The sequence below is a fragment of the Oceaniferula marina genome, from assembly GCF_013391475.1.
In the GTDB taxonomy this organism is placed as follows: Bacteria; Verrucomicrobiota; Verrucomicrobiia; order Verrucomicrobiales; family Akkermansiaceae; genus Oceaniferula; species Oceaniferula marina.
Window position 1 is genome coordinate 1 of the sequence record NZ_JACBAZ010000018.1, and the last position, 7,970, is coordinate 7,970.

7 protein-coding genes are annotated in these 7,970 nt (G+C 42.5%); all 7 read left to right on the top strand.

Features of this window, described 5'->3' with window-relative positions; all coding sequences use genetic code 11:
* Positions 1–1,075 precede the first annotated feature (1,075 nt).
* On the top strand, positions 1,076–1,588 hold the full coding sequence (locus tag HW115_RS18575) for a hypothetical protein (RefSeq protein WP_178934939.1): 513 nt from the start codon (positions 1,076–1,078) through the stop codon (positions 1,586–1,588).
* Positions 1,589–2,670: 1,082 nt separating this feature from the next.
* Positions 2,671–3,144 (top strand): hypothetical protein, encoded by a 474-nt coding sequence (locus HW115_RS18580; protein ID WP_178934941.1) that lies wholly within the window; start codon positions 2,671–2,673, stop codon positions 3,142–3,144.
* 107 nt (positions 3,145–3,251) lie between these two features.
* A complete protein-coding gene (locus HW115_RS18585; protein WP_178934943.1) occupies positions 3,252–4,064 on the top strand; it encodes a DUF2314 domain-containing protein in 813 nt (270 codons plus the stop codon).
* A gap of 88 nt (positions 4,065–4,152) precedes the next feature.
* Positions 4,153–4,488, top strand: coding sequence for a hypothetical protein (locus tag HW115_RS18590; protein WP_178934945.1), 336 nt, complete (start codon positions 4,153–4,155; stop codon positions 4,486–4,488).
* Between the two features lie 1,194 nt (positions 4,489–5,682).
* A complete protein-coding gene (locus tag HW115_RS18595) occupies positions 5,683–6,114 on the top strand; it encodes a hypothetical protein (protein ID WP_178934947.1) in 432 nt (143 codons plus the stop codon).
* Between the two features lie 122 nt (positions 6,115–6,236).
* Positions 6,237–6,707 carry a hypothetical protein gene (locus HW115_RS18600; protein ID WP_178934949.1) on the top strand — a complete coding sequence of 157 codons (471 nt, stop codon included), beginning with the start codon at positions 6,237–6,239 and terminating at the stop codon, positions 6,705–6,707.
* Positions 6,708–7,297: 590 nt separating this feature from the next.
* On the top strand, positions 7,298–7,714 hold the full coding sequence (locus HW115_RS18605) for a hypothetical protein (RefSeq protein ID WP_178934951.1): 417 nt from the start codon (positions 7,298–7,300) through the stop codon (positions 7,712–7,714).
* Positions 7,715–7,970 lie beyond the last annotated feature (256 nt).

Sequence of the window (7,970 nt, forward strand, 5' to 3'; positions counted from 1 at the left end):
TGGGTGAGAGGGGTATAGATCTTACATTTGATATTTATTCGCCATGCACCGAAGACGAATAAACTGGCAGAACAAGTCGTTGCACCCGACGGCTAGTAGCTACCTAGCCAGATTTTGCTACTGTTCTTGAAGCATTGAAATTTTAATCTTTTCATCAGAGGGTACATCGCCGCGGGTGAACTTTACGTTCTGCAAAAAAACTAAGCACTTCCAGAAAGGTTGATTATTCCGAATCGGCTCGAAGGATGAAACCATAAGTTTGTTCACTCAGTGAAATCATCGGCTTTCCTTGCAAGGCACACGAATTCGGGTGTCACGTTTCATAAATTGAGAGCAAGAAAGGTTGATTCCGAGTCGCACTTGAAAGCAACCCGAAAGGCTGGGAAAACAAATCGGCAGAACAAGTCGCAGCACCCGACAGCTAGTAGTTGACTGGCCAGGTTTTTCGGCTGGTTTACAGAATTGAAACTTATAATCTTTGCGCAACTGGTACATCGCTGCCGGTGTGCTTTACGTTCGGTAAAAAATGACTCCATCAACAACCAAGCTCATATTGTATCCTACTATTATTGCTGTGATCGGAGCCGTGAGTATTGTGGTAACGACATTAGATTCCTTGACTTTTAGTGAATGGGTTTATGCATTGTTAAGTGTCATAGTTATACATTTGTTAATCTGGATTCCAGCAATCACGGCCTTCAGAAGGAATCCCGAGTTGTCAGCATTAATTTGGACGATATTCTCACCTTTAATAGGTATGGTTTTGCTTTGCGTATTGAATACTTTGATCCACATAGGGGAACCTTACAGTTCAGATGTAGGTTATTTTGCTTTGATGCTTCAGGTGATACCGTTTGGAATGTTTTGCCTGGTTTTCTCATGGGGGATTCCTTGGTTTACTAGTCTAGCTTGTTCCATAACCATAAGGCGATTACTGCGAGTTAGTTAAATAAAAAACCGAACAAGACGTTGCACCCGATGGCTAGTAGCTGCCGTGTCAGGTTTTGTGACTGTTAATCAGAATTAAACATTAACCGTTTATCCGAGATTCATCGCCACGGGTGAACTTTACGTTATGCAAAAAATTATGTGGCCCTTCCTTAAAAAAATTAAAAGTTATCCCAAGAACCTCAATTGCAAATATTGTGGAGAATTGAATCTTATAGATGAAGCTCACTCATTTTCGTTTGGAGATTCAGAGCTTATTAATGAATTCCGCATCTTGCAATACGAGGGAGGGCGTGATGATGAAGACATAAAGATTTGTTTTCACCCTCCTAAAAAAGGTAGAGTAGATCAAGTTGCTTGGACGAGTGTTATTGATTCAACAGTTGAATACGTTCTTCAAAGTTTTGACTGTCTGCTTGATACGTGTTACGAGCGGATTTATGAGATGAGATCTCATGCAGGAGAGATTGAATCAACTCGAGGTAAGTTAAGTGACAGGATTTCTTTATCGCTCATTCGAGTATATCATGACAAAAGATTCGACCTGCTGTGTTGTATTGCATGTGAAGAATACAGGTGTGAGGATGTAGATATATGCTTTGATAAGAATAAAAATCTCCTAAGCTTCACAGGTATATGATTTATTGAATAAGCATAACAAGTCGCAGCACCCGACAGCTAGTAGCTGTCGAGTTTGCGACAGGTAACCTTTTTACGACATTGTATCTTTAATTCGTATGTCGGCGCCTGATCGCTGCCGGTGTGCTTTACGTTCTGCAAAAAAAAACTCAGCACTTCCAGAAATGTTGATTATTCCGAATCGGCTCGAAGGATGAAACCATAAGTTTGATTACTCAGGCTATTCATCGGTTATCCTCGCAAGGCACACGAATTAGGGTGTCACGTTCCATAAGTTGTGAGCAAGAAAGATGGAATTCCTATTCGCACTTGAAAGCAACGAGAAAAGCGGGGGAAACTAATCGGCAGAACAAGTCGCAGCACCCGACCGCTAGTAGCTGACCGGCCAGGTTTTTCGCCTGTTTTTCATAATTGAAACTTTAATCTTTGCGCATCTGGTACATCGCGGCCGGTGTGCTTTACGTTCGGCAAAAAATAGGCAGCGCGTTCAAAATACTTTGGCTTGATCTGTTTTCAGAATTGGAACGTCGGTGATTGTTTCATCGGAAATTGACTTTCCCAGTTCCGTCCTCGAAAGAATCCGCCAGACAAATGAGTTCCGAATCGCTCACGATGGCTTGGGTTGATTATTCCGAATCGGCAAATTCATTGAAATCACAAAACTGGCCGAACAAGGCGTTGCACCCGACAGCTAGTAGCTACCGGGCCAAATTTTTCAGCCGTTAATAAGAATTGAACCTTTAATCTTTGTTCATCTGGTACATCGCTGCCGGTGAACTTTACGTTATGCGAAAAAATAGGCAGATTATTCAAATGGTTGATTATTCCGAATCGGCTCGAAAGATGAAACCATAAGTTTGTTCACTCAGTGGATTCATCGGTTTTCCTTGCAAGACTAAGTAAATATTCTGATCAGCGGTCAGCAAAATCTGTATTCCTAATCGCTCTTGAAAGTAACCAGAAAGACGGGGGAAACTAATTGCATAACAAGTCGCTGCACCCGACCACTAGTAGCCGCCGTGCCAGGTTTTGTTTCTGTTCCTCAAAAGGAAATCTATTAATTCGTTCATCTACCATTTCATCGTGGCGGGTGAGCTTTACGTTCTGCAAAAAATAATGAGATCAATAATCATCGTAATTTTGGCGATATTCATGTTTGCCATTCAGGGAACACACGGTTCTGAGGAAATCCGAATTCTGAAAGCCGACGAAAAGGGAGTTGTATCGTTGGCTAACGTCTCAGATCATATAAAGGCTCTGATTGCACAAATCCGTAAGACTGACATGAATCCTTGGTTGTTGTCGGAGGATAAGAATGCTCCTTGGATAATCACACAAGTGACTATCATTTCAGACGACTTGCTTATCGTGAAGCTGTGCGATGGCAATGGTTTAGAATCCGTCATATTTGATCGGAATCACGAGAAAGAATGGGTTATAATAAGACGACATCCTGTCGGTGATTGGAAGCCCAGAAGTAAACGAAGAGGTGATCGTTTGACGAATCTAGCCTTTACAAAAAATAAAGCAGAACAAGACGCTGCACCTAACCCCTAGTAGCTACCGAGTTTGGTTTTGCTACTGTTTATCAGAATTAAAACTTTTAAATCGCCTGTCTGCCCTTTCATCGGGGTAGGTGAGCTTTACGTTAGACAAAAAATACAATGAAAGACAATACAGAGACACCAATATTCCTTTCCGATGGAAATGATCCGGAAATGTCACAGGCCTCCTTAAAAGCACAATCGACCATTAAAATTTTATGGAGAGAGCTTTCTTGGGAAAGGCGGCGAATTATTCCAGCTCTTGATATGGCGTGCATAAAAGCATGTTTTTCCGATGAAGAGGGCGGTCAGGTTGAACATATGTGGATTGATGAAGTTGATTTTGATGGTGTCTCTTACAGAGGTGTGTTGCTTAATACACCGAATTGGCTGACATCTGTTCAGGCTGGGGATGAAGTATGTGTCGATCCCAAATACATATCGGATTGGATGTATGCAATTGATGGTAAGGTTTATGGTGCCTATACGGTTAATTTGATACGGAGCCGAATGTCTAGGCAGGAGCGTTCAGCTCATGATGAAGCTTGGGGATATGATTTCGGATTACCTAATCAGATATCCTTATTTGATGGGCATTCGACATCAAAACCATCTGATGGATTTCTAAGGAGGTTTAGAAGAAGCGCCCCGGATACGAATAGTGATAGTGAAGAGTATCCTGAACATCCTATGAGTATTAACATGACAGAAAGTTACGCTTCAGGAGTCAGTGAAGATCCTTCCATGATTAATAATCAAGGGTTACATGGATGGACGTTCCTACATATAGAGGCGGCAGCAGGCAATTTAGCACAAGTAGAAGTTCTGTTGAATCATGATGCTGATAAGACAATTAGATCTGAGCATGGACACTTGGCTGTGGATTTGGCGAGATATTTTAAATGGGATAAAGTCGTAGCTCTGCTCGAATAAAAACAAGTCTAACAAGTCGCAGCACCCGACCGCTAGTAGCTAACTGGCCAGGTTTTTCGGCTGGTTTACAGGATTGAAACTTATAAATTTGAGCAACTGGCACATCGCGGCCGGTGTGCTTTACGTTAGCCAAAAAATGAAAAAAGTTGAGCATATGAACGCTGTGTGTTGTGAAAAATGCGGTAAGCTTGAGCCTGTAAGGCCGAAGCTCATAGCAACACACGTCATACTAAATGCTAGCTCTTGGCAGTTTCCAGAATTACGGATGAGCCATCAGGTCGTTGATGAAGAGAAATTTCTCTCTTCACCGTACGTCCAGGACAGGAATTTTGTCTCCGCTCTCTTTTGTGATGATTGTGGTTTGGGGTTTATTCCAGAATCAGAGCTAGAAGAAATGGGAATAGCTCATGCTACATCTAGGTAAGTAGAATAAGAAAATTTTCTCAGAGATAGACTGAAAATCCCGTCTAGGCTAACAAGTCGCAGCACCCGACGGCTAGTAGCTGACTGGCCAGGGTTTGGTCGCTGTTTTCAAGAATCGAAACTTTAACTTTAGCATCAGCGGTTACATCGCCGCCGGTGTGCTTTACGTTAGCTAAAAAATGAATACAAATCCATACGATCCACCAGCTTCAGAATCGAAAGCCTCCAGTTCTATTGGCACTTCAAGCACGAGTTCTCTGATTGTAAATTTCTTCAAATGGGCTCAATGGAGTTTGCTATCCTTCTTTGTGTTGCTGGTGTTAATGTTTTCATATAAGATTGACCCCGAAAAGAATCACTGGGCCTTGAATATCACAGGAATAGCAATTCTGATAATATTTATTCCCTTATCTCTTTCGGTTGGCCTCATCCTCCTTAAGAGGATCGCGAACCCTTGGCTTAACGTAATTATTTATGGTTTTGGACTATTTATTACGTTTGTTTTCATATCGTGCGGATTCTTTGCTGTTCTGAGTGGAGACTTTACAGTGTTACTTACGAGTTTTATATGCCTTCTTTTATACTGTCCGCTAATCAACAATAAGCTAACAAGTCGCAGCACCCGACCGTTAGTAGCTGACTAGCCAGGTTTTTCGGGCTGTTCTACAGAATTGAAACTTTAATCCGCCCATCGACCATTCCATCACGGCCGGTGTGCTTTACGTTAGCCAAAAAATTATGCGGAATCCTGAGTTACAAAGTTTGTGCGGCTGTGACATCTGCGGTCTAAAAGTTGCACAGAATCGATCAGATGCTGAAGTTCTCTTAGTTAATGGCCTCAATGAAATTATCGCGATCCGCCTATACAATGAAGACAAGTCTCCCATATTGTTTGAAGTTGGTGAGCTAGATCTAAGGCTGATAACCGAAGAAGACCGATCTTGGGTGACTCTAGGTGAGTTTGAATATTACCATGAAGATTCTGATGGGTGGATTCATTTTGAGGGTGACTCTGGTCTGTTTTCATTTCTTTGTTCACATGTTCAGATTACAAAATATCGGGCTAACAAGTCGCAGCACCCGACCGCTAGCAGCTGACTGGCCAGGTTTTTTGGCTGGTTTACAGGATTGAAAGTTATAAATTGATGCATCTGGCACATCGCGGCCGGTGTGCTTTACGTTCGGCAAAATAATAATGAAGACATCAATCATCACTCTTGTTTCGATGTTTCTGATGGTCGCCACCTTAATCGGAGGATTGCCAAAAATCGAGAAGCTCAAGACTTCTGACGAATTAGTCGTCACGGTCACCTACACAGAGCCTGCTATTTCTAGTTGTATCTATTCTTTTTCAGGGAAGCAGGTAGTTATCAAGGATCGTGGAAAGCAACTCGGGCGTTTAGTCCTCACCGAGGATGATATTGTGAAAGTTGATACATACTTGGATACAGTTCACAGAGGTAAAAAAGCCTCTCGAAGTGATCTTGGTGGCCCCATTTATAGTATAACTCATCTTAAATCGGGCAGGAAGGTTGGAACGTGGTCATACAGTATCCGAGAACCTCGTAAATCATCGAAGCCATCTTTATCCTTGTTTGCTCTGAAGAAACGGCTTGAAAACAAATAAGCCGAACAAGTCGCAGCACCCGACAGCTAGTAGCTGTCGAGGTTGCGACAGGTAACCTTTTTACGACATTGTATCTTTAATTCGTATGTCGGCGCCTGATCGCTGCCGGTGTGCTTTACGTTATGCAAAAAATGAAAATGTCGTTCGTAACTGAGGCTGCTTGGGATCAGGCATGGGAAAAATATTCTTCAATCGAATTCGAGGATGACGTCCTCGCCATTGAACAAGAAGAACAGGCTGAGATAGAAGAATTGATAGCAAGCATTGTTAAGGACAAATACTCACTCGGCTTTGATTGGATTGTTGATCACTTCAACACTCCTAGATATATTTTCACTGTTACTCTGCAGAATTCAAAATTGTTTCGCCGCAAAGTCGTCGAAGCGATCATCAATACTGTTACAACGTTCAATGATAAGTGGGTACTTAATCTTGTGCTAATCGACGCTATACATGGGGATGCTTGGGACTCAACCGATCAGGTAGCCAGTTTGCTCATTGCCCAAGATGAAGGCTTCATCCTGCGTCACTCTTACTACGGAAATATGGGGAGAAATCTCACCAAATGGATCGACAAAACTATAGAAGCATAACAAGTCGCAGCACCCGACAGCTAGTAGCTGTCGGGCTAGGATTTTGCTTCTTTGGAATAGAGATTGAAACTTTAAACTTTGCGTAACTGGTACATCGCTGCCGGTGTGCTTTACGTTAGCTAAAAAATGTCGCAGCAATCATCGGTTTCGACTTTCACGCTGCTGGCGTGTCTGTCTGCACTAATCATGATACTTGGTATAGTCATAGCATGGAAATCCTATGAGCCGGCTCCAGGTATTGGCGTAGATTTTGGAATTCTCAATGCTCCCTTATGGGGTATGATTATTGGTTTCCCAATAATTGTAGTGTTTTCGATCATTGCTATGATTCGTAAGGAGCCATACTCAATCTACACATTATTTCTAGTGGTTCCTATAGTTCTTGTTGCTCGGTATGTGTTTTTGCCGTTCTAATTCTCAGTAATATAGCAGCAAAATATATGAAATAAATATTGAGCTAACAAGTCGCAGCACCCGACAGCTAGTAGCTGTCGAGTTTGCGACGGCAAACCTTTTTACGACATTGTATCTTTAATTCGTATGTCGGCGCCTGATCGCTGCCGGTGTGCTTTACGTTCGGCAAAAATAGCATGAAGAAGCGCGTATCCATAGTTATTGGTGTTCTATTATTCGTAGTGCTAGGCATCACCATATACAATCAGAATCTTAAGGCTAAGGCGACAGATCGTGAGGCTACCATTGTTAGCATTTATTATCTGGCCATATGTTCTTTAGATGAAGACTCGGCATCTAGACCCCAAAATATTGAAGAATTGTTGGTCCATTACGGCGGTTCAGATTCTGTTTTGCTGGAACCTTTTGAAGATGGGCTAAGCTTTGAGCTTACTGAGACTGGTTTTATATTGGCTGAACCTAAAGCCCAACGTATATCATTGTTTAAGCGTGATCGTATTGTGGCTGATGAACGTAAGTGGCCGCATTGGAAAGCTTCAGGGGAATACGCTAGAAAGCATGGCGTTAAGCCCCCTCAGAAGGATATAGAATAACAAGGCCGAACAAGTCGTTGCACCCGACCGCTAGTAGCTGCCGGGCCAGGTTTTTTGGCGGTTCTACAAAATTGAAACTTTAATCGTTTATCGACTCTTTCATCGCGGCCGGTGAACTTTACGTTCGGCAATAATAAGAAATCTCTCGGGAGCGATATGCGATACATTCTAAGATTAGCGGTTGTCGGCCTGTGTTGCTTAGTTGCGTCTCAGTGTAGAACGAGTACGAAAACGTCTGAAACCGCTGATGGTTTTG

Coding starts and splice junctions, on each gene's coding strand:
- HW115_RS18575 (WP_178934939.1), top strand. CDS start 1,076: ATGCAAAAAATTATGTGGCCCTTCCTTAAAAAAATTAAAAGTTATCCC.
- HW115_RS18585 (WP_178934943.1), top strand. CDS start 3,252: ATGAAAGACAATACAGAGACACCAATATTCCTTTCCGATGGAAATGAT.
- HW115_RS18595 (WP_178934947.1), top strand. CDS start 5,683: ATGAAGACATCAATCATCACTCTTGTTTCGATGTTTCTGATGGTCGCC.
- HW115_RS18600 (WP_178934949.1), top strand. CDS start 6,237: ATGCAAAAAATGAAAATGTCGTTCGTAACTGAGGCTGCTTGGGATCAG.
- HW115_RS18605 (WP_178934951.1), top strand. CDS start 7,298: ATGAAGAAGCGCGTATCCATAGTTATTGGTGTTCTATTATTCGTAGTG.